Source organism: Bdellovibrio sp. ZAP7, assembly GCF_006874645.1.
Taxonomy (GTDB): domain Bacteria; phylum Bdellovibrionota; class Bdellovibrionia; order Bdellovibrionales; family Bdellovibrionaceae; genus Bdellovibrio.
Window position 1 is genome coordinate 1,812,875 of the sequence record NZ_CP030082.1, and the last position, 19,801, is coordinate 1,832,675.

The following is a 19,801-nucleotide window of genomic DNA, read 5'->3' on the forward strand; positions in this document are numbered from 1 at the left end:
GCCAAAAACCTGGGTCAAAATTCTAGAGATAAGAATTTGATAAAGTAAGACGGGAGCGCCAAACCAAATTAAATAAAGAAACTCTATTTGAGCATTACGCAGTTTTATCATTATTTCTATTCACCCATTCTGGCAGTGCGAAAAGATACAACACTACAAAAAGATGCAGGAAGTATCGATACCCAAAAATTTCTTCGATACCAACATGAAACCCAATAAGCCCCAGTAGCCAGGTACGTCGCAGCCAACGATGGCCAAACAATAAAAAAGACCCGCACTCTAATAATAAAATCCCTGCCTGCAGAAATCGCGCGAAATCAACGTTCTGTAAAATCAGATCGCGTAGTAAGGACTGTCCACGGCCCGTGTAATGCACAAATATCTGAAGACTCGTTCCATTAACCCACGACAGCCCTGAAAAAAATATTTTCTCCCAACCCGCTAAAAAGTAAAATGAAACAGTAATGGATGCAGCTACCGGAAAAAAATAGTTCACTAACAGTCGATATTCACGGGCAGCAAGAGCCATCAAGAGTAAGCAAAATACAGACTGGCGATGATCGCCAAAGGGTTCGTTTTGCAAATAAAGTGATGTCGAGAAGATGAAAAGAGCGATTGTTAATACGGAGGCAAGTCGAGGCTTTAATTTAAACAGCCATAGCGTTGCACTAAGAATAGCCGCCAGCGTGACGCCTTGGAAAAGAGGATGGGAACTCATGATGTTTTCCGGCATCCATCCGGCGAAGGAGACAACGCGTATTTCGCCCCCTGAATGCCAAGGAATGAAAAGTTGATCAAATAAAAGAGCGATCGCTGATAGGATCGTTAGAACGCGAAAGCCTTGAAAATACTTTTCATGAGTAGGCCACTTCATTACTGTACTCCAGCGCTATGGCCGCACATGGATTTAACTATATTCTGATCTGCAGTAAGCTGTTGGTTTGCCCAGGTTAAACTTTCGGTAGTGACTGCGCCAAATGTTTTGTCAGGTTGAGTGCCCCAGATTGTGCGGGTTATGCAAAGGACCGGAAATTGCGAGATCACTCCCGAGCGAGGTGATTTGAAGTGTTCCTGAAGTTCGGCAACACTTAAAATGTGACTCCATTTATATGCGGTGGTTGGGTGTCGACCCACTGAATAAGTTGGATCACCGTCGTAAATGTTTTGCAGGTTGAATGATTGAGGTAAAAGCTCAAGGCCTTCTGGAGTTGTGATCAAATACGTCTCGTAAGATAAAGGCGCATCAGCAAAGAGTGGATAGCGCTGCACCGGAAATAACGGGTGCGCAAAAAAGCAGATGAAAAAAAAGGCCGCGCAACAAAAAATAATAGTGAGTTCGGCTCTTTTAGTCATTGCACATTTCCATAGAAATAAGGCTAGACCATTGATAGCATCTTTGACAAGTAAACAAGGAGGAGATTCTGAAATCAAAAATATTCAGACTGGGTATGATTGCCATGTTCCTGACTGGTTTTTCGGGACTTCTTTATCAGGTTCTTTGGATTCGCCTGTTTTCTTCCTTACTGGGTGGTACCACGCTTTCGATTTCCTGCGTGATCGCCCATTTTATGCTGGGTTTGGGGTTGGGCACAGCATCAGCTCCCAAATTTTTGCAGCGAGATTCTAAAAAACAAATTCCCCTGTATTCTTTGTGTGAAATTGCGATTGTGGTGGTGATTGGGGTTGGAGCGCTGTTTTTATTTGGAGCCCATGAAGGGTTGGCGCATGTCTTGAAAAGCAGTCCTTTGCCGAAACTTCTGAATCACTTTATTATGTCTGGAATTTTTATTTTTCCAGCGACTTTCTTGATGGGGCTTTCTTACCCGTTCATGAGTTATAAATTTCCATCCCCTAAAGAACATCAATGGCTTTATGCAGCGAATTGCCTGGGGGGAGCCTTTGGGGCATTGTGCTCATATGTTGTTCTTATTTATAATTTCGGACTTTCTGGAACTTTGATTTTTGGATTTGTTCTGAATCTTCTTGCGGCCGTTTTATTTTTTAAAGAAAAGTACACTTTTACTTCGAGAGCGGAAAATAAAATAGACGGAAACATGCCGTCAGCTGAAACCGGGGAGTTTTCTCCGGGCAAACTAAAAGTTTGGGCCATGTCATTGAGTGCTTTAAGTGGTTTTTTTGTTTTAAGTTTAGAGCAAATTTGGTTTCGACTGGCGCATTTGTTTTTGGGTGGTCGTGTGTACGTGCACACACTGGTCCTGGCGGTCCTTTTGTTGACCTTGGCTGCCGGAGCATTCTTAAGTCCTAAACTTTCAAAACTCTCGTCCGAGATTCAGTTGAAAGCGGTCTTGTTTATTCTGCGCTTAACCGGGGTTTTTGCAGCCCTGGGATTCATTTTTTTACCGTCAGGGATCGCTCAGGGAGTTGATTTAGACCATCCCTATGCGAAAACAATCAAAGCTGTTTATTTTGCAGTTTTGATATTTATTGCCGTTCTTCCTGGTTTTGTTCTGGGGCTTTGTTTTCCGTTGTCACTTGAGGTGATTCAAACGGGAATGAAAACAGCTTTACAAAAAACGCGCAGTCTGTCGCACGCGGTTTATATCAATACATTTGCATCTGTGTTGGGAAGTCTTTTGACGACCTATCTTTTATTTTCCTGGCTGGGAACGATTGGAAGTTTAAAACTGCTTTATATAACGCTATTAAGTTTAGGCTTGATTGGAACGTTATTGTTTGTACGTGGACCTGCGCGGATTTCTTCAGTCATTGTTTCAATTTTGTTGATTGGTTTTATTGGGACTCGTTCCACAAGTTTGAATCCCGCCGGCTCGGCACTTTTTGAAGCCGAGGATGAGTTTGGGTATTTGAATGTCATTCCTTTAATTCAGAATGAAAAAAACAAAATGGATCGCTGGGCCATGTTTCACAACTATACATCCTTAGTGGCTCCTTATGGATTTGGCGAAACCTCAACAGTGCAGCGAAGTTTGGCGTTATTCCCGACGGCTTTTGCGAAAGATATAAATGACGTTCTGGTTGTAGGCATGGGGTACGGAATTACCACGGAGGCTTTTAGTCGTATTCCGGATATTAATAAAATAACCAGTGTGGATATCCTGCCTTTGGTGATGAAGGCTCAAAGTGCACTGACCTTTAAAGATAATTCTTATCTGCAAGACCCTCGGGTAGAGAACGTCGCTGATGATGGCCGAAGTTTTATCGCTCTCTCAGACAGAAAATGGGATATCATCACTGTGAATGTTGATCCCTATGGGCCGGGCACCACATATTTGATGTCTCGGGAATTTTACAAGATCGTGCGTGGACATTTAAAACCCGGGGGTATTTATGCCCAGCTTATTTTTGGGGCGAATCGAGATCTAGTTTCCCTGCTTCATACCTTAAGCTCTTCATTTCCTTATTACCGGATTATGCCAGGATATTCCTATGATGGCTTGATCGTCATCGCAAGCGAAACTCCGTTGCCGGAGTGGTCTGAGGCCTCATTGCAAAGAGTGAAGCCCTTGCTGCCGATTGGGAGCTGGGATGGGGCTTCCCTAGAGAAAAACTCTGACTTCGCCTTAGCTGAATCGGTGGCTCGTGGTTGGGTGGAATACGTGCAGCGTGAAGTGCCTGGTCCTTGGAAGTTAATAACGGATGATAATCTTTTGGTTGAATCCAGTCGAACGAAGTTCACAGACCTCTTATTAACATATCCGAAAGACTACTAAAAACATTCTTGTGAGCGGGGCAGGCCTGAGTACTCCGCAAATATATATTCATCTCGTTGGTAGATATTTTGAATAATATTACGGATCGAAGTCGCTTCCAAAATGGCACGATCCAGAGTGTTCATCTTGCCACCTAAATAAAGTGGAATGTCTCGGTAAATTGTATTGCACTTTAGATTGAAAATGGGTTTTTTCTTTAAAGTCTCGTTGTAAAAGTGTGCATCACTTTCACGAAGAAACGACTCCATGGGGCCTGTAGTTAAAGCGCGGCTTTCATTGTAGGCAATCAAGATGGGGTAGTATCCCGCGATAATATCGATATGTCTAAAGTGAGCTTGGATGGGAGCTAGGAAATTCGCCAATTGTTCAGTGTTGTGAACAGTTGAGCCGTCGAAATAGGTTTGATAGATGCCATTGGGTTTCAGACAATTTTTTACAAGTTCCACAAACTCCACCGTGTACAGTTTTGCGGCGTTGAAATTTCCAGGATAGGTCGCTGTGTTGACTATTAAGTCATAGCTCCCAACTGGGCAGTTTCTTAAATAGGACATTCCATCGATCAGGTGAATGGATTTGTGGGAACTGTTCGCAAGATCATTATTGTATTCTTTAAAGACCTTCAGATTTTTCAAAACAGTCGGGGAGATTTCAATCAAATCCGTGTGCTCGCTGATTGCAGCAACACCCCAGGAAGTCTGCCCGGTACCGACACCAATGACTGCTGATTTTTCTAAAGTATCAGGAAAGTATCTTCGTGCATACAGTCCGATTAAATTTTCTGTGCCCCTGTCGATAATATGTGAACGATGTCCATCAATGATATAGTGATGGGATACTTGGTCGTCTGTAATGGGATCTTCCATGACAGCAATTGATGAAAAGGCTTCCGAGAAAATCTGCGAATTGATAGTGGCCGGTCTGATCTGCTTAACGAAGCGATTGTTAAATAATCCCGAAGCCTGATCTTTTTGAAATGCAAAAAAAGAAACAACAACAAGGGCCGCAATGCCCCAGGATGTTGAGACGTATTTTTTGTCAAAATAGGCCAGAATCACGGTGGCGACAATCACTATTGCCAGAGCGAGGGAAAAATAGAAATTCGTCCATAGGTACGGTGCCATGAGGGCAGCAAGCACCATCCCCAAAATATTCCCCACGCATGCGATCGCATTCAGATACCCGCTCGCCTGGTCAACTGCAAAATCAATAGATAATTCTTGCGTGCTTTTGATGAACACTAAACTGGATGCAAAAACGGGAAGTGTGAGGCAAAGAGCGAGTACCGAAGACCAAATAAAGTAGTTGGGCAGCTCGCCCGTAAAGTTCTCGGTGATTAGCGCTGGGAGCGTGGAAAAACTTGCCTGGAGAGCGAGTAGAGCTGCAGCCCATGCAAAAAATAAGAAGGTCCGAGAAGCATTTTGCAGATGTTTTTCGCTAAATCCAGCAACCGTCATCCAAAAGAAAACTGCTGCCGAGATTAAAGTGGCATGCAGGCGAAACGCTTCAGTTAAGAACACCTGAGTTTTTAGCGCCCAAAAAACTTGATAGGAGCTCAATAGGGATATGAGAAAAACAGAGAGCGGTATAACAATGAGCTTCTTAGTTAGAAGCTTTCTCCATGCGCCTGGGGGGCTTTGGTCAAGGTGAAATATATCGTGATTCAACAGATAACCAAGGACGGCACCCAGGGTGATCTGACCTAAGGAAAGCGCCAACAACGAAGCCTTAACCGAGAGGCCATAGGTAAAATAAATTTCAAAAGCCAACAGACCAATGATGGCTCCGCCATGATATAGGCCATAGATAAAATTAAAGCGAATTTGGCGTAGGTAGTAGCTGTACAGGGGAAGTTGAATGCCCAGTGATATTGCCGGTATCAAAAGTCCCAGAACAACCACGAATTGTGGAAGTTGGGTTTTATAAAAGTCTAAGGAAAGTGCCAGGAATAAACAGAGGTTGTAAAGACCCGTCAGAATTTCAACCCAAGGTAAAAAGCGACGGACTTTCGCGCTAAGTAGGCTTCCCAGTGCAGTTCCCGTAATGAAAGTCAGGGTGACCAATAAGAACGTAATATAAAGATCGCCCAAGGTCATTGAGACGATCTTTTGATAAAGGATTTGAGATGATAAATTGAGTAGCCCTGAGACCAGGGCTACGAAACTTAAAAACATTACTTATTAGAACCCGATGATGAAGAGCAGACCTTTCTCCCTGCAACGCAACCAGAACTTGATCTGCCTGGTGCAGAGAAGGAGTACAAACTGTTTCCATTCGAGCAGGCGTAATACCTAGTGGACGTTGTGTAACCCGCATTCTTGGACGTTTGCACGTAATTACTTTCCGTACAAGTCGGAGTCGCTGAACATCCTGAGCATGTCGGATTTCTTTTTTCCTCTTCCTCTTTGGCCTTTTTCTCCGCCGCAATTCGCGCCGCTTCTGCTTCTGCGGCTTTGCGTTGTTCTTCCGCGATTCTTGCTGCTTCCTCTGCTTTGCGTTTTTCCTCGGCTAGGCGCGCTTCTTCTTCCGCGCGGGCTTGAGCTGCCGTTTTGGCCACGCAATTCGCAGATTCAAGGATTGTCGTTCCATTGACACATCTAACGTTCAACTTTCCAGATGTCGTCGGATAACCATCCATATTTCTCATGGTTGGCTGAGCCGCCGTGCACTCGAATTCGGCTGCATCGCCATTTTTTAAGCGTCCCACAGTCAGACGGGACTTACCTTGGTCGCTTGGGCTATCGAACACTGTGTTCATCAATAGAACCGAATCGCGACAAGGAGCATTGCCACTGCCCGTATTCACAGGCGAAGCTGGGGCGACGGGCTCATTTTGTGTCGTTGAAGACGTCTTTGCCGGGGTGTCTTGTTGATAGCGATATTCATAGCGGTTTCCCGACTTCTCTCTTGAAAAACCTGTTTCTGATATCACTGCGATTACGAATAACAGCAAAACACCGGATGCTAATTTATAATGAGTTTGCCTTTTCATGGAATCCTCCCAGAAAAAATGCTATCTCAATTAGGGAACAATTTTAAGAAAAATATCCCAGACGCGGCCTTTCTTAATGTCGCCTTTTTTAGTTCGGTAAGTAAACTCGCCCGGGCCGACCACCTTAGCATGATTGTTTAGGTCCTGCGTGGTGTTTTCGTACTTCAAGGAAATGGATTCTACGCCCATATCTTTAAGTGTTTTAATTTCTTTTGCACTGCTTTTACCATCCTGATTGGAGTCTCTCCAAAGGCGGAGATGAGCCCAGATCGGGTCTTTAGCGTCAATGACTCCATCTTTGTTTTCATCGTAAGCGGCAAGGTTTTTGAAACCATCTTGGTAGTTATTAATATCACCGAAGAGCTCGGAGCCTGCGTCGACTTTGCCATTTTTATTCGCGTCATACGTCAACAAGTAGGTTTCGCTCTTAAATGTCGGCCAAGAGATCTTATGGGGCTTACCTTCAAACAATGGGAAGTAAGAGGTATCATTAACCACGGGAAGACTCTCGTCGTCGAACTTCAGTACGATCGGGGAGAAGTAACCGCCGCAAAAGCGATTTTCACCTGGGAATGATGCAAGCATCGTCAGGGTCTTGCCATTCTCTGAAACATACCATTGGCTAGAGGCCGTCACCGGACCATTGAACGCCATAAATTGGGAAGGAGTTGTAGCTACTTCCTGTCTGAAGCTGATATCTTTAAGGAATTCAGATTTGACCGCAAATTCAGAAAGCTTTGTAAAGTCCGTCCCTGAAGCTAAGACGTCAACGGGGATGGTTTTGGCTTCTGAAAGGTTGATGCGAATCAGGTTTCCCTTCAACGATGCATCCAAATGAACCTTCGCATCGCCATTGACTACCGTATTATTTGTTATATTTTGAGCGGCACCAGCACCATAAGTGTTCATCGTTGCAGTTGCCGGAAATTGGATCTCAACTTGTTTATAAGCGCCACTCACAGTCAAGTATCTTAGCTTCGCAAATAGCTGCGAGTACTCGGAGATCGGGTTGGGCACGGAGCGCAGATTCGTTCCAAAGCAACTAACATAAATATCGAGTGTAGTAAGGGCTCCGCTAGAGCCGCTTACTACCAATTGCGAATCCAAGACCACGTCATTTAGATTCGGACCTGTGAAAGGCAGAACACTTGTCGTTGCAGCTTTTGTATCCGCAGCAAACGCAGATGAACTTAGCAAGGAACTCATTGTAAGGAGTGTTGTTAGGAATTTAGGTGTCATCTGATGACCTCCATACTAATAAGCGGAAGCGTCACTGATTTACGAACTAAAGTGACGGACTTCAAGTCTGAAAGAAGCATGTTTTTATCAACATATTGACCTTGTTGATAAGTTTGGAAAACCAGATCATATTTGTTAGTCTTCGCATTCAATCGGATGGTCAATCGCGATAAATTAACGGGCTCAACCTTTACGAATGGGGCTGCGCCCCCCACTGGAGGCAGCGTGCGCAAAAAGATGTCTGCATTATTATAGCTCGCATTCGTTACCGGATGCGTATTTTGAAAATTGACCGATGCCAGTGCTGGCGTCATAGGGATAAGATCGTTACCCGCAACTCGTCCCAGAAAAGAAGCAAAACGTGGAGCGGTTAAGATATCAATTCCACCAGCGCTATTCAAGGGACGCAAGTAAGTTGGGCAGGAGAGCAAGAACAGCTTGCCGTCGGCCCAGCGAGTGGAAAAAACTTTGGTCATAGTGCCCGAGTTCGGACCTCCGGCAGTACCCGTCACATTCGCTATGGAATTTAGACCCACATATTGAATCGATCCGTTGTTCATGAGGTCCGGCGAATTGCCAGCATTCTTATAAGCAAACATTGGGTCATATACCAAAGAGTCAAATTGGTCTTCCTCAGTCTGCAAGAGATAAAAATACTTACCAGGAGTTAAGGTAAACTTTCTTTCCGCAATATTCGCTTTGTTCAAAGTCGAGTAAGGCACGTCAGGATAGTAGTCATAAAAGTTTTTACCAGTATCATCTGTCATGGAAAGCTTATTGAAACTTGCTGCCGATTTTTTTAGGATGTTGACCGTTGCGATATTCAACGTTGAAAGATCCGCCTCGCCCTCAGAACGTGCCGTTTGTTTTTTTAAAGCGGTCGTAAAGTCAGCAATAAACTTGGCATTACCCAAGGCCACAACGCCGATCATGCCGACGACAACCATTAATTCAGTAACCGTCATCCCGCGTTTATTATGAAGAGGATTAAATTTAGCTATTTTACAGTGATGAAGTAAGTGTACTTTTTCCACTGATCCTCCTTCCATTTGTTCGCAAGAATGTTTTGGCTTGCGAGGGCGATTTTAATGTCCACCTGATATAAATTTCGAACGAATAAACTTGGGATGATAACGTATCCAAAATAGGCCTGGCAGCCATCCTTCGCACATTGAGCTCGCGGAATTAAGTTGCCATTGGAAATTCCGAAGGGAAGCTTGTCAGCAGCCAGTAACGCATCTTCCTTTTTAACATTGGTTTCAAATGTCACTTGGTACATGGAAAGATTAAAGCGAATGCTTTCAACGATCGCTTGAACATTGTCGTTCGCAACACGCGATAGTTTAAGTTGAGAAGTCATATTCGCGACGTAACTGATATAATAATATGTAGAGTAGCTGACGATAATGCCGACTGCTACAGCCGCCAATAATTCGATCATTGTGAATCCGCGATTACCGAGTTTCATACTATAAACCCTTTCCGCGGCTCACTTCTTTGATCAAGAAGCGATTAGTTTGTTTTTTACATTTAACCAAAGAATCTTTTGCAGATACAATTCCGCAATCTGGATCCACTGTTGTCCATTTGAAGGGGTCCGATGTTCTTAAGCTTACAGGATTACAAATCCAGTGCTGGTACCTGTCGTTGACACCGATATTCGATTGCCACAATGGAGCAAGGGTGTTGGAGCAACCTAGGTAGTTGCCAGCTTTATCCTGGCCTAAGATCTTTGCATTGATAAGTTCTTGAACCGCTTGAGGTTGATAGATGCTGCTCCAACGAATGCCCGCAGTGTAGGCGGTCGGATGGATATTAAGTTGATTGGTGATGACTGTGCCGATGATACGTAGTGGTTGGGTACGCTGATTGATCGTCAGTTTTTCACAGACAAAGAAGCCGGTGATAAAAGTTTGATCTTGTGTGATCACGCAGTTAGCCACCAATGAATCGGTACGGAATCTACCACCGGAAAGATTTACGGTTCCCTCGTTGTAGCCCGGATCATTATTGTTAGCATAGGCAGGATTAAACTTCCAGGCGTGACGAGCTTGATCAGCGAAAGATGTATTCCATTTTGCAGCTGGGAACGCAGAATAGTCGGCGCCAGCATTGCCGGGATCTGGTGAGGCAAAACAACGGTCATCGAACTCCGCCAGATTCGTAGCGATTTCTGAAGGGCGGTGAAGTTTGTCATAATCAGCTTCATTTGGCATCGGATATTGAGGATCGTCTTGCCCCGTCATACCAGAAAAGTTAACCCATCTTGCCGGCGTCATGCCGTTGGGAAGTGCCCCGGTCAGTACCATGGCACTTCCGGACTTTGTAAATGTCACGCCGTTTGTTTTTCTATAAAATTCACTCGTCGTGTTTTGGCGTAAGTTTTCCCCATCCAAGTAACCATAATCGTAGGCTTCAAAAAGAAACTTAATACTTGGAGCCGATTTCACGTTGTTGTTAGCGGCACCGTTAGAATACGGTGCAAGATTCGGTTCGCCGTTAAAGGTAAATTTAAGATCCACTTGGTTGAACTGCTGACGTCCGGCGACGACCAAGGGAGTAGATTGAATGACGATTGAAGCGCCACCCATGCCGGAAGGATAAAGCGTAACTTGTCCTTCGCGGTGAACGTAAAATTCAGTATAGTAAATTCCGCGGTTTCCGGTTGGGCCTTGAAGGCCGTTATAGTAAACCTTTGCTTTCATGATCGGGGTGCCCTGCGCGACAGTTACGGCGGCGTTCGCAAGAACTCCGGGTACATTCGTTTTTGAACTATATCCGTCCACTTGACCTTGTTCGATGAAGTTGTCGACGTTTCCTAAGTTAAATTGAACTACTGCTTTGTTCGATTCACTTAATGTCGGTCGCACCCACAATTGTGACGTTGTCGTTTGACTCAAATCATAAGATGCCATGATACGCTTACGGCACATTTTCTGAACGTCGAATACGCTTTCGCTGGCCTTGATGATATTGAACAGGTAATCAAGTCCTGTGTCGCGAGTCGCATCCAGTTCGAAACCACCTAACATGCCTGAAAAATTCGGCATGCTATAGTTGTACATATAGCCATCGCCGCCGGCCGTTTTCACGATGTAGGGAGCATTGTCCATCTTGATGGTACCACCACCAAGAACAACTTTGTCTACAAAGATAACGTTGTTCATTGCTGGAGTTGTGTTGCTTGGAGGAAGACTTAAATCTCCATTAATAAAAACCGGACTTTCAAAGCGCAGACCACCATTGGTATTTTGTACGCCAATATTATCCAGGCGGATATTTCCCGTCCCTGCATCGTTAGTTCCAGAACCCAAATTCAAGTTGTTTGAAACAATCAAAGCGAAATAGGTGAGCTCCCGTGGATAAACGATATTTCTGGAAGTTAAAGTTTGATTTAACTCAGGGTTGGTTTTGTGCTTCAAGAACACAGTGATTCGTAATGGTACCTCGCGACCACGAACGGCGGAGATGGCTGTGGAATCGCGGTCGATCGTGATGTTGGCAGATTCAAATTCGTCAATAATAGGCGTCACCACGGAATAAAGCGGATGGCTGTTCGTCAAAGTGCTGAAATTAATATTACCCGTGATATTCATCAGGCGAGTGCTTGCCAATGGTTCGGGATGTGGAGTCTCAGAGTTTTTAATGAATAAAAGAGTTTCATCAGAAAGAAGAAGACGTTGAGTATAGCCTGCGTTTGTAAGACCACAGTTCATATCCTGCGACCAGTTGGGCGATAAGCACCAGCTCTGTTTAATCGCATTGACCGTATAAGAATAAACCCCATCCAAAACCACCCGGTGGTCAGTCTTAGTCGCGGCCTTGTTTAATACTTTTGCCTGAGTTTCGATATAGGCAATGGAGGCAAAGAACATAATGCAAATCACCACCCCACCAATCAATGTGGTGAGGAGCACGGAGCCCTGTTGCGAGCGCAACAATCGCTTATGAAACGCACTTTGCTGGTTCAAACAATCCCCTTTGTTCCATATTAATATCGGCAGAAATGTTCCCTTATGTGAGGAACGGCTGACAAAAAAATCCGACCGTTTTGTCTGGGATTGAGACATAATATTTTTAGGCGTGCTATATGCCATCTGAGGATTGCGAATAAGTATTCATATTCCGGTCTTGAGGTCGGTTCCTCGATTGAGCTTCCTTGGTAGTCTAAAGAGACCATACAAAAGGGAGGTCCCTATGTCTCGCCATAATAAGGGAAAAGGATTTAGTCAGACCAGTAAACGTTATGATGGAAACCTCAAGGAGCAGCGTCGTGCCGCCCATAATAAACAGATGGATCATTCTTCAGATGTTCAAGAGGAAGCACAGAGTGAGAACCGAGGTGGTGGTGAGAAAAACTCTACCAGCAGCCGCTGAGAATAAGTTCCGATAAATTAAATTTTAGGTAGAGCCTTGGCGGGAGCCAGGGCTTTTCTTTTTCGGAGATTTAGCTTTTTTCCCCGTCGATTTTTTCACGCTGGCGCTGTTACGAATTTTCTTTTTGGAAGCCGTTTTGCTGTTCGATTTTTTGGACTTTTTGCGGGACTTTTCAGCTCCGTACTTCTTTTTTGCTTCCTTCCGAATGGTGGCGTTTTCCTGAATGTACGGAAGCATTCCTTGATAGCCCGTAACAGGTTCTGCAGCAGAAGTGGGAGCAGTTTCAGCCGGTGCTGTTACTGGGCCAGCTGCCGGAGCTGAGGTTTCTTGCGCCAACGCTTGAGTGAAAAATAATGCCGAAAATGAAATCACCAGGGTGTTCTTCAGAAGCTGTTTTATGTTCATGAGCAAAGATTAACGTGAATTTTCTGTAAGCTCAACTATTTCCACACAGCTAATTCATCCCACGCACTGCGATTTTCAATCTGGCTGAAGTCATATACATCAATATGTGGAACATTTTTGGAGATCACCTGCAGACTTTGTTGAAACTCTTCCAGATTCGGAGTGACAGTGCTGTGCTGTCCTCGCCACGGGGAGATTTCAATATGAATGATGGAATCACTTCGGTTCGCGACCAGATTTTCAAACTCTTTTGAGGCGGGCAAAGTCCATTGTGGAGTAAATACTGGAGTGCCATATTCCGCGCGCCACTGTTGCCACAAAAGTTCACCCACAATGAAGTCGATTTTCTGCTGTTTTTTTAAACTCAAAATTTCATTCAAATCAAAACCCACAGCATCACGCATTTTTTCGGACGTAAATAAATGGCCTTCTGATTCCGCAGGCCAAGTTTGCACAACACCGGCTTTGATATTTTGCTGATGACTGATCTCAGCCATCATTCCTAAAAGTTCTGTCACACCTAAAGCACGCACCTTTTTCCAGTTTTCATCTCCTAATTTTCCAGAGGGAAAACGGGCAAAAAAAGCTTTATTGGCTTCGGAATTAAAATCGGCTTCGCCACGCCAGTAACAATCCACCGTGGGTTCGACAGCTTCCACCGCGTAAAGTTCGGGAAAGCGCATAACCAGATCTTGTAAAAATCCTTTCAGCCACACGCGATACTCTGGATGCCATGCTGAAAGAAAATAAGTCTGTGGCATCGGTTTATAATCATGACCCAAATTATTTTTTGAGCGCCATTCAGGACGAGCGTCCCAAACAGTTTTGTAATCGGTCAGTGAAATAACGGCGACAACTTTAAAGCCGTTAGCGCGGGCTAAATTATAAAGTTCGAGAAAAATATTTTTCTCTCCAAAGTGAGTTTCAACTTCCGTCAAAGGATACTCGGTTGGATAAAAGGCTCCATGATTTGAAACATAGGCATAAACGAACAATGTATTCACATGGGCTTCTTGCGCTCGAGAAATCACTTTTTGCGCAATTTCAGCAGCTGAAAGATGGGGATATAGTTCGTAAAAGTAGGAGGGGTCTACTCGCAGGCCGCGCAAAGATTCGCTGGCCCATACGAAAGAAGGAAGAAAGAAAAGTAAGAAGGCAGAGATCCATCTCGTCATCATGAGCTCCTAAAAGGGTCATGGTAACGAGGCTTAGTTTAGGAATCTACCGGCGATGCTATGGTATTTGACAAGCGCGACGAAGCAGGTCTGCTTCACGCCAAGTTTGTAGGTCGCGAAGCGCGCCTTTTAAGTACCACATGATTTTAAATTGCTCATTAAACGGAAGCTGACAAAAACCTGTGTCGACATAGCAGCTCACATGATCATCAATGGCTTTGGTTTTAATGTCCCCACATTGCAAGCCTTCAACAGTTTCACGAAGTCGCTCCTGCAAACACAGGCGAACATCTTGCAGCCACAACTGACTGGAGATCTTAAATTTGGGCTCGTCCTTGACGAAAAGTTCGCAGTAAGGAATTCCGAAATTCTGCCAGTAGCCTTTTTTACCACAAGGATGTTCCTGTTCCATGCAGTGATAAAACTCACAGGATTTATTAGAGATCGGGCAGTCCAAGCCGCTGGCTTTGGCAGCTAAGGGCAGGGTGAAACTTGAAATAAGAATAAGGATCCAATTTTTAAGCATTTTCATGAGATACCCGGGACTTTCTCAAAGAAGGGGCTTTTTAGCAATTTCGGAGGACCTGGTGGGAAATAACTATCGAATTTTCCAGGTTTTTGACAGGTAAAAGTTACTTCCGGAGCTTCATTCCCGCAGGGAGCTGTGGTAAGAAAGCCCCCTATGAAAATCACAGACCTCGTTTTTACATACCCCGAAGAGCTGGTGGCAACCAGTCCGCAACGTCCGTCCCGGGTGATGTGGGTCGAAAACAATCAGCCCCGTGAGATTTCACTCGTTGAGTTGTTGGGTAAAATGAGTGCCGGCGACGTGCTGGTGGTGAATAACACTCGCGTGCTTAAGCGGCGTGTGTTTTCCGGTGATGTTGAAATTCTATTTTTAAAACAAAACTCTGAGTTGGAGTGGGAAGTTCTATTTCCTTCCAAGAAATATAAAATCGGGCAGTCCCTGGAGCTTCCTTTGGGAGTCACCATGACTTTGAAAGAAAAGGGCCGTCCACAAACTGTGACTTTGAATCAAGCTGTCACGGAAGACTATTTCCAGAAGGTCGCAGAATTGCCGCTACCGCCGTATATTCAAAAAGCTCGTAATGAACGTCACACGGTGGATGCCGACGAGTCTTGGTACCAAACGGCATGGGCTAAAGAGCCGGGAAGCTTTGCGGCCCCCACGGCAAGCCTCCATTTTTCAAAATCTGATATGGATCAATTGCGTGCTCAAGGAGTGCAAATTGTTGAAGTGACATTGCATGTGGGGTTAGGCACGTTCCTGCCGGTGACGGCGGAAGATTTGAATGATCACGACATGCATGAAGAGTACGTCGAGATCTCGGCGCAAAGCTGGCAAGCGATCCAAGCTGCTCGTGAAGCCGGAAACCTCATCTGGTCTCTGGGAACCACGACGACACGCTCATTGGAAAGTGCTGCTGGTGGTCTGCTTCAAGGTTCTGCTACAGAAGGATTCCGTGGCTTTACCAAGCTTCTGATTCAGCCAGGATACAAATTTAAAGTCGTGCAGCGACTTCTTACGAATTTCCATCAACCCGAGTCGACATTACTGGCGTTGGTTTCGGGATTTTCGTCTTTAGAAACAGTAAAAACTTGCTACTTATGGGCTATTGAGAGAAAGTTCCGACTCTTTTCTTATGGCGATCTCACGGTTTGGGTGGATTGATTATGCTAGATGGTAAAACGATGACTGAAACAAAAAATGAAATGAAGTTGGGCGAGTTCACAGTCCACAAAACTGAAGGTCACGCTCGTCGTGCGACTTTGATGACCGCTCACGGTCCAGTGCAAACTCCTGTATTCATGGCAGTGGGAACGAAAGCCACAGTTAAGGCTATGACGCCGGAAGAACTTAAAGAGTGCGGAACTCAAGTCGTTTTGGGCAACACCTATCATTTGCATCTTCGCCCTGGTGAAAAGACGATTCAAAAAATGGGTGGTCTTCATAAGTTTATGAACTGGCATGGGCCGATCCTGACAGACTCAGGTGGTTTTCAGGTTTTCTCTTTGTCTAAACTTCGTAATATGTCTGAAAAAGGGGTGGAGTTCCGCTCACACCTTGATGGCGCAAAACACTTTATCTCTCCCGAAAAAAGCATGGAGATCCAAATGGATCTGGGCTCGGATATCATCATGGCCTTTGACGAGTGCCTTCAATATCCGGCTACTGATGAGCAAATCGATAAATCCATGGCTCTGACTTACCGCTGGTTGCTTCGCTCTAAAGAGGCGATGACTCGTAAAGAAAGTCTTTTGTTTGGAATTATCCAAGGTGGCTTGAGCTTAGAACACCGTTTGAAATCTTTAGAGCAAATCACATCTGTTGATTTGCCAGGTTATGCCTTGGGTGGTTTCTCGGTAGGTGAGCCGATTCATTTGATGCATGAACTTTTGCCGCACGTGGCTCCAAAAATGCCGGCCAATAAGCCGCGTTATCTGATGGGCGTGGGAACGCCAACGGATTTAATTATTGCAATCGATTCGGGCATCGACATGTTTGACTGCGTCATGCCTACGCGAGTGGCACGTAACGGAACGATCTTTACGTGGCAGGGTAAGGTCAGCATCAAGCGCAGCGAGTACAAAGAAGACCCATCTCCGCTTGATCCAGAATGTGATTGCTATACGTGCACGAACTATTCGAAAGCGTATCTTCGTCACATGTTCTTAAGTGGTGAAATTTTAGGCTCTCGTTTGAACACGATTCACAACATCCATTTCTATATGAAATTGATGGAAAAGGCTCGTGAGGCGATCGCAGAAGGCCGTTGGGCAGCGTTCCGTGATGACTGCTTAACGCGTTTCGTAAAGAAAGCGTAACTGACATAACTATTGATTCTTCCATGGAATAATGCTGAATTTTAGCGTCATCATTGGAGGAATCATGTTATTCAGACTACTAGTTAATGCAGCATTCGCGCAATCTGCTCCAGCAGCAGGCGGCCAACCATCCACTCTTGAGATGTTTGTCCCATTCATCTTTATCTTCGTTATTTTCTATTTCCTTATTATCCGACCTCAATCAAAACGCCAAAAAGAACATCAGAAGTTTTTGACTGAACTTAAGCGCGGTGACGAAGTCATCACGTCTTCTGGTATTTTGGGTCGTCTTGAAGGCATCACTGACCAATTCGTGACTGTAGAGATCGCGGATGGCGTGAAAGTTAAAATGCTTCGTACTCAAATCGCGACAACTCAGAAAGCAGCAACAGAGGAAAAGAAATAATGGAAGGACTACGTTGGAGAACCATCGGCGCGGCCGCTGGTATCGTATTGGCTCTCGTATGGTTTATGCCGAATATCGCTAACTTCGGTAATTCTTGGTGGCCATCTAAGCAAAAAATGAACTATGGCTTGGACATTCAAGGTGGTTTGCATCTTGTAATGGGTGTTGACGTTGATGGCGTGGTGAAAGAATCCACGACTCGTTTAATGGCATCCATTAAAGCAGACACTGCGAAAGACAACATCGCATTGACTGACGTTAAATCTGAAAAGCCTGAGTCAGGCGAGTTGACTCTGCATTTTGCGGCGGGAGACAAAGCTAAAGTTCTTAAATACATGGCTGATAAACATCCTGCAGACCTGCAAGAGGTTGGCACGACGGATACAACAGCGACTTATCGTTATTTCGATGCCTATTTGAATGACTATAAAAATCGCGTGATCCAGCAGGCGATTGAAACGATCCGTAACCGTATCGATGAGTTCGGTGTGGCGGAGCCTTCAATCTCTCAACAAGGTGCAAATCGTATCCTGGTTCAATTGCCGGGTATGGCCGACGCTGAAAAAGCAAAACAGTTGATCAATACAACTGCGAAACTTGATTTCATGATCGTGTCTCACGAAAAAACTCCTCAAGAACTTCAAGTTTTGATTGCTGAAGCTGAAAAAGCTGGCGGTTATAAATTGGAAGGCATGAAGTACTCTGACTACGTCACTCGTATCAATAACGACCTTAAAGGTAAATTGCCTGAAAAGTCTGTTGTGTACTTCGAGAAATCTTCGAATGCCGCGACAATGGAAGCTGGCGCCGTTCCGTATCTTCTTAAAACAGATACAGATCTAACTGGCTCTGCCTTGGATGACGCTTCTGTTGGTTATGACCAATATGGCGCTCCGATGGTAACTCTTCGTTTCAACTCTGCGGGCGCGACTAAGTTCAGCGACCTGACGGGTGCAAACGCTGGTAAGCAAATGGCGATCGTTCTGGATAAAATCATCAAATCTGCTCCAAGCATTCGAGAGCGTATTGGGGGTGGTTCTGCAACTATCACTTTGGGCGGCGGTCGTGACCGTAACCAAATGATGGATGAAGCGAAAATGATTTCCACAGCTCTTCGTGCGGGTGCATTGCCTGCGTCTTTGGAGCAATTGGAAGAACGTCGCGTAGGTCCTACATTGGGAGCTGACTCTATCAATAAAGCTAAAATGGGTGCCTATATCGGTGCTGCACTGATCGTTCTATTTATGCTTATGTACTACAAAGGCATGGGTGTTGTGGCGACTGTTGCTTTGGCTGTGAACGTTTTGGGTGTTTTGGCGCTTCTAACTTCATTCGGTGCAACTCTGACTCTTCCGGGTATCGCCGCGATCGCCTTAACGGTCGGTTTTGCGGTGGATGCGAACGTTCTGATCAATGAGCGCATTAAGGAAGAATTGGCAGCTGGTCACAGTTTGAAAGTGGCGATCAAAGAAGGCTACAACCGTGCGATGTCTGCGATCATCGACTCCAACGTAACGACGGGTGCGACAGCTGTGGTGCTTTTGTACTTCGGTACGGGCCCAGTGCGTGGTTTCGCGGTGAACTTGTTGATCGGTATCGTTACGACTTTGTTCGCGAACGTATTCTTCTCCAAAGTGATCGTGGATCAATTGGTTTACAAATTTAACGTGAAAAAGTTGTCAATCTAGGATCGGTAGAAAAAATGGCTAATAATAATACAAAAACTACGGCAACTGAATTTTCTGGCAAATACGACTTTATCGGTAAAGTAAACCTTTTCACTGGTATCTCGGTTTTGTTGGTAGTTATTTCTTTGGTTTACTTGGGCGTGAAAGGCATCAACTACGGTATCGACTTTAAGGGCGGTACCGAGTTCCAGGTAAAATTTGATAAAGGTGTTTCCATTGATCAGGTTCGTAAATCTGTTGATGAATTGCACCTAGGTGAAGTGGGCGTTCAATCTTTTGGTGATAATGATGAATTCATCATCCGTTTCCAAGGTAAGCAAGGTGCTACTGATAAAGAAACGAATGAAATCTTGAATGCAGATATCGCTAAGATTAAGGACATCGTTCTTAAAACATTCGCAGCAAACAATCCTGAAATTCGCCGTGTTGATACGGTAGGTCCTCAGGTGGGTGCAGAATTGAAACGTAACGGATTGCTAGCGGTATTCTATTGCTTGCTTGTGATCTTGATCTACGTGGCACTTCGCTTCGACTATAAATACGCGCCGGGTGCAGTATTTTGCTTGTTCCATGATGCGGTGATCACTTTGGCGATCTTCGTGGCTGTGGGTAAAGAAGTAAACGTACCTATCTTGGCGGCGATTCTGACATTGATCGGTTACTCGCTGAATGACACGATCGTCGTGTTCGACCGTATCCGTGAAACTGACTCGCACTACCACGATAAAGGTTATGCCTTCATCATCAATAAAGCGATTAACGACATGTTACACCGTACATTGATGACTTCCGGAACAGTATTCACTTCAGCATTGTGTTTGTGGTTGTTCTCCGGTGGTACAGTTGGTGATATCGCCTTTGCGATCTGCGTGGGTATCGTGTTCGGTACTTACTCATCTATCTACGTGGCAGCTCCGGTTGTCTTGATGATGGATAAATTGACGGGTAAGAAAACAGCTAAAGCTTAGTTAATAAAAACCAAA

General features: G+C 44.8%; 18 protein-coding genes. 7 read left to right on the top strand and 11 right to left on the bottom strand.

All coding sequences use genetic code 11. From position 1 onward, the window contains the following. Nucleotides 1-94: 94 nt before the first annotated feature. Complete coding sequence (locus DOM22_RS08775; RefSeq protein ID WP_142699998.1) at nt 95-874, bottom strand: hypothetical protein; 780 nt, start codon at nt 872-874, stop codon at nt 95-97. Beyond that, nucleotides 874-1,218, bottom strand: a complete 345-nt coding sequence (locus DOM22_RS08780) for a hypothetical protein (protein WP_142699999.1) — start codon at nt 1,216-1,218, stop codon at nt 874-876. Before DOM22_RS08780 ends, DOM22_RS08775 begins: the two co-directional genes overlap by 1 nt. A gap of 230 nt (nt 1,219-1,448) precedes the next feature. On the opposite strand from DOM22_RS08780, the gene DOM22_RS08785 reads away from it, so the two are divergent. Continuing rightward, entirely contained in the window at nt 1,449-3,692 is a 2,244-nt protein-coding gene (locus DOM22_RS08785; protein WP_142700000.1) for a fused MFS/spermidine synthase, read from the top strand. On the opposite strand, the gene DOM22_RS08790 is transcribed toward DOM22_RS08785, so the two are convergent. From DOM22_RS08790 to DOM22_RS08815, 6 genes are all read right to left on the bottom strand, one after another. Then, on the bottom strand, nt 3,689-5,785 hold the full coding sequence (locus DOM22_RS08790) for a hypothetical protein (protein ID WP_168196611.1): 2,097 nt from the start codon (nt 5,783-5,785) through the stop codon (nt 3,689-3,691). The genes DOM22_RS08785 and DOM22_RS08790 overlap by 4 nt on opposite strands. Nucleotides 5,786-5,862: 77 nt before the next feature. Continuing rightward, the gene (locus DOM22_RS19995) at nt 5,863-6,681 is read right to left on the bottom strand and encodes a hypothetical protein (protein ID WP_210415716.1); all 819 of its coding nucleotides are present in this window, start codon (nt 6,679-6,681) and stop codon (nt 5,863-5,865) included. Nucleotides 6,682-6,711: 30 nt separating this feature from the next. After that, nucleotides 6,712-7,920 (bottom strand): hypothetical protein, encoded by a 1,209-nt coding sequence (locus tag DOM22_RS08800; protein WP_142700002.1) that lies wholly within the window; start codon nt 7,918-7,920, stop codon nt 6,712-6,714. Next, nucleotides 7,917-8,954, bottom strand: a complete 1,038-nt coding sequence (locus DOM22_RS08805) for a hypothetical protein (RefSeq protein WP_142700003.1) — start codon at nt 8,952-8,954, stop codon at nt 7,917-7,919. Before DOM22_RS08805 ends, DOM22_RS08800 begins: the two co-directional genes overlap by 4 nt. Beyond that, nucleotides 8,918-9,388, bottom strand: coding sequence for a prepilin-type N-terminal cleavage/methylation domain-containing protein (locus DOM22_RS08810; protein ID WP_142700004.1), 471 nt, complete (start codon nt 9,386-9,388; stop codon nt 8,918-8,920). Before DOM22_RS08810 ends, DOM22_RS08805 begins: the two co-directional genes overlap by 37 nt. Before the next feature lies 1 nt (nt 9,389). Beyond that, nucleotides 9,390-11,891, bottom strand: coding sequence for a hypothetical protein (locus DOM22_RS08815; RefSeq protein WP_142700005.1), 2,502 nt, complete (start codon nt 11,889-11,891; stop codon nt 9,390-9,392). 226 nt (nt 11,892-12,117) lie between these two features. Here DOM22_RS08815 and DOM22_RS08820 point away from each other — a divergent pair, with 226 nt between their 5' ends. Next, the gene (locus tag DOM22_RS08820; protein WP_142700006.1) at nt 12,118-12,297 is read left to right on the top strand and encodes a hypothetical protein; all 180 of its coding nucleotides are present in this window, start codon (nt 12,118-12,120) and stop codon (nt 12,295-12,297) included. 24 nt (nt 12,298-12,321) lie between these two features. Here the strand turns inward: DOM22_RS08820 and DOM22_RS08825 are convergent, their stop codons facing one another. From DOM22_RS08825 to DOM22_RS08835, 3 genes are read right to left on the bottom strand one after another with little or no spacing between them, the layout of a single operon-like run. After that, complete coding sequence (locus DOM22_RS08825; RefSeq protein WP_142700007.1) at nt 12,322-12,702, bottom strand: hypothetical protein; 381 nt, start codon at nt 12,700-12,702, stop codon at nt 12,322-12,324. Between the two features lie 35 nt (nt 12,703-12,737). After that, complete coding sequence (locus DOM22_RS08830) at nt 12,738-13,880, bottom strand: hypothetical protein (protein ID WP_142700008.1); 1,143 nt, start codon at nt 13,878-13,880, stop codon at nt 12,738-12,740. 55 nt (nt 13,881-13,935) lie between these two features. Then, nucleotides 13,936-14,409, bottom strand: a complete 474-nt coding sequence (locus DOM22_RS08835; RefSeq protein ID WP_142700009.1) for a hypothetical protein — start codon at nt 14,407-14,409, stop codon at nt 13,936-13,938. 150 nt (nt 14,410-14,559) lie between these two features. Here DOM22_RS08835 and queA point away from each other — a divergent pair, with 150 nt between their 5' ends. The 5 genes from queA to secF all read left to right on the top strand — a co-directional run bounded on the left by queA (nt 14,560) and on the right by secF (nt 19,786). Next, nucleotides 14,560-15,570 (top strand): tRNA preQ1(34) S-adenosylmethionine ribosyltransferase-isomerase QueA, encoded by a 1,011-nt coding sequence (gene queA / locus DOM22_RS08840; RefSeq protein ID WP_142700010.1) that lies wholly within the window; start codon nt 14,560-14,562, stop codon nt 15,568-15,570. A gap of 2 nt (nt 15,571-15,572) precedes the next feature. Further along, nucleotides 15,573-16,724 (top strand): tRNA guanosine(34) transglycosylase Tgt, encoded by a 1,152-nt coding sequence (tgt, locus tag DOM22_RS08845; protein WP_246845912.1) that lies wholly within the window; start codon nt 15,573-15,575, stop codon nt 16,722-16,724. Nucleotides 16,725-16,788: 64 nt separating this feature from the next. Then, entirely contained in the window at nt 16,789-17,130 is a 342-nt protein-coding gene (yajC, locus tag DOM22_RS08850) for a preprotein translocase subunit YajC (protein WP_168196612.1), read from the top strand. Next, on the top strand, nt 17,130-18,818 hold the full coding sequence (gene secD / locus DOM22_RS08855) for a protein translocase subunit SecD (RefSeq protein ID WP_142700011.1): 1,689 nt from the start codon (nt 17,130-17,132) through the stop codon (nt 18,816-18,818). Before yajC ends, secD begins: the two co-directional genes overlap by 1 nt. Nucleotides 18,819-18,832: 14 nt before the next feature. After that, on the top strand, nt 18,833-19,786 hold the full coding sequence (secF, locus tag DOM22_RS08860; protein ID WP_142700012.1) for a protein translocase subunit SecF: 954 nt from the start codon (nt 18,833-18,835) through the stop codon (nt 19,784-19,786). Nucleotides 19,787-19,801 lie beyond the last annotated feature (15 nt).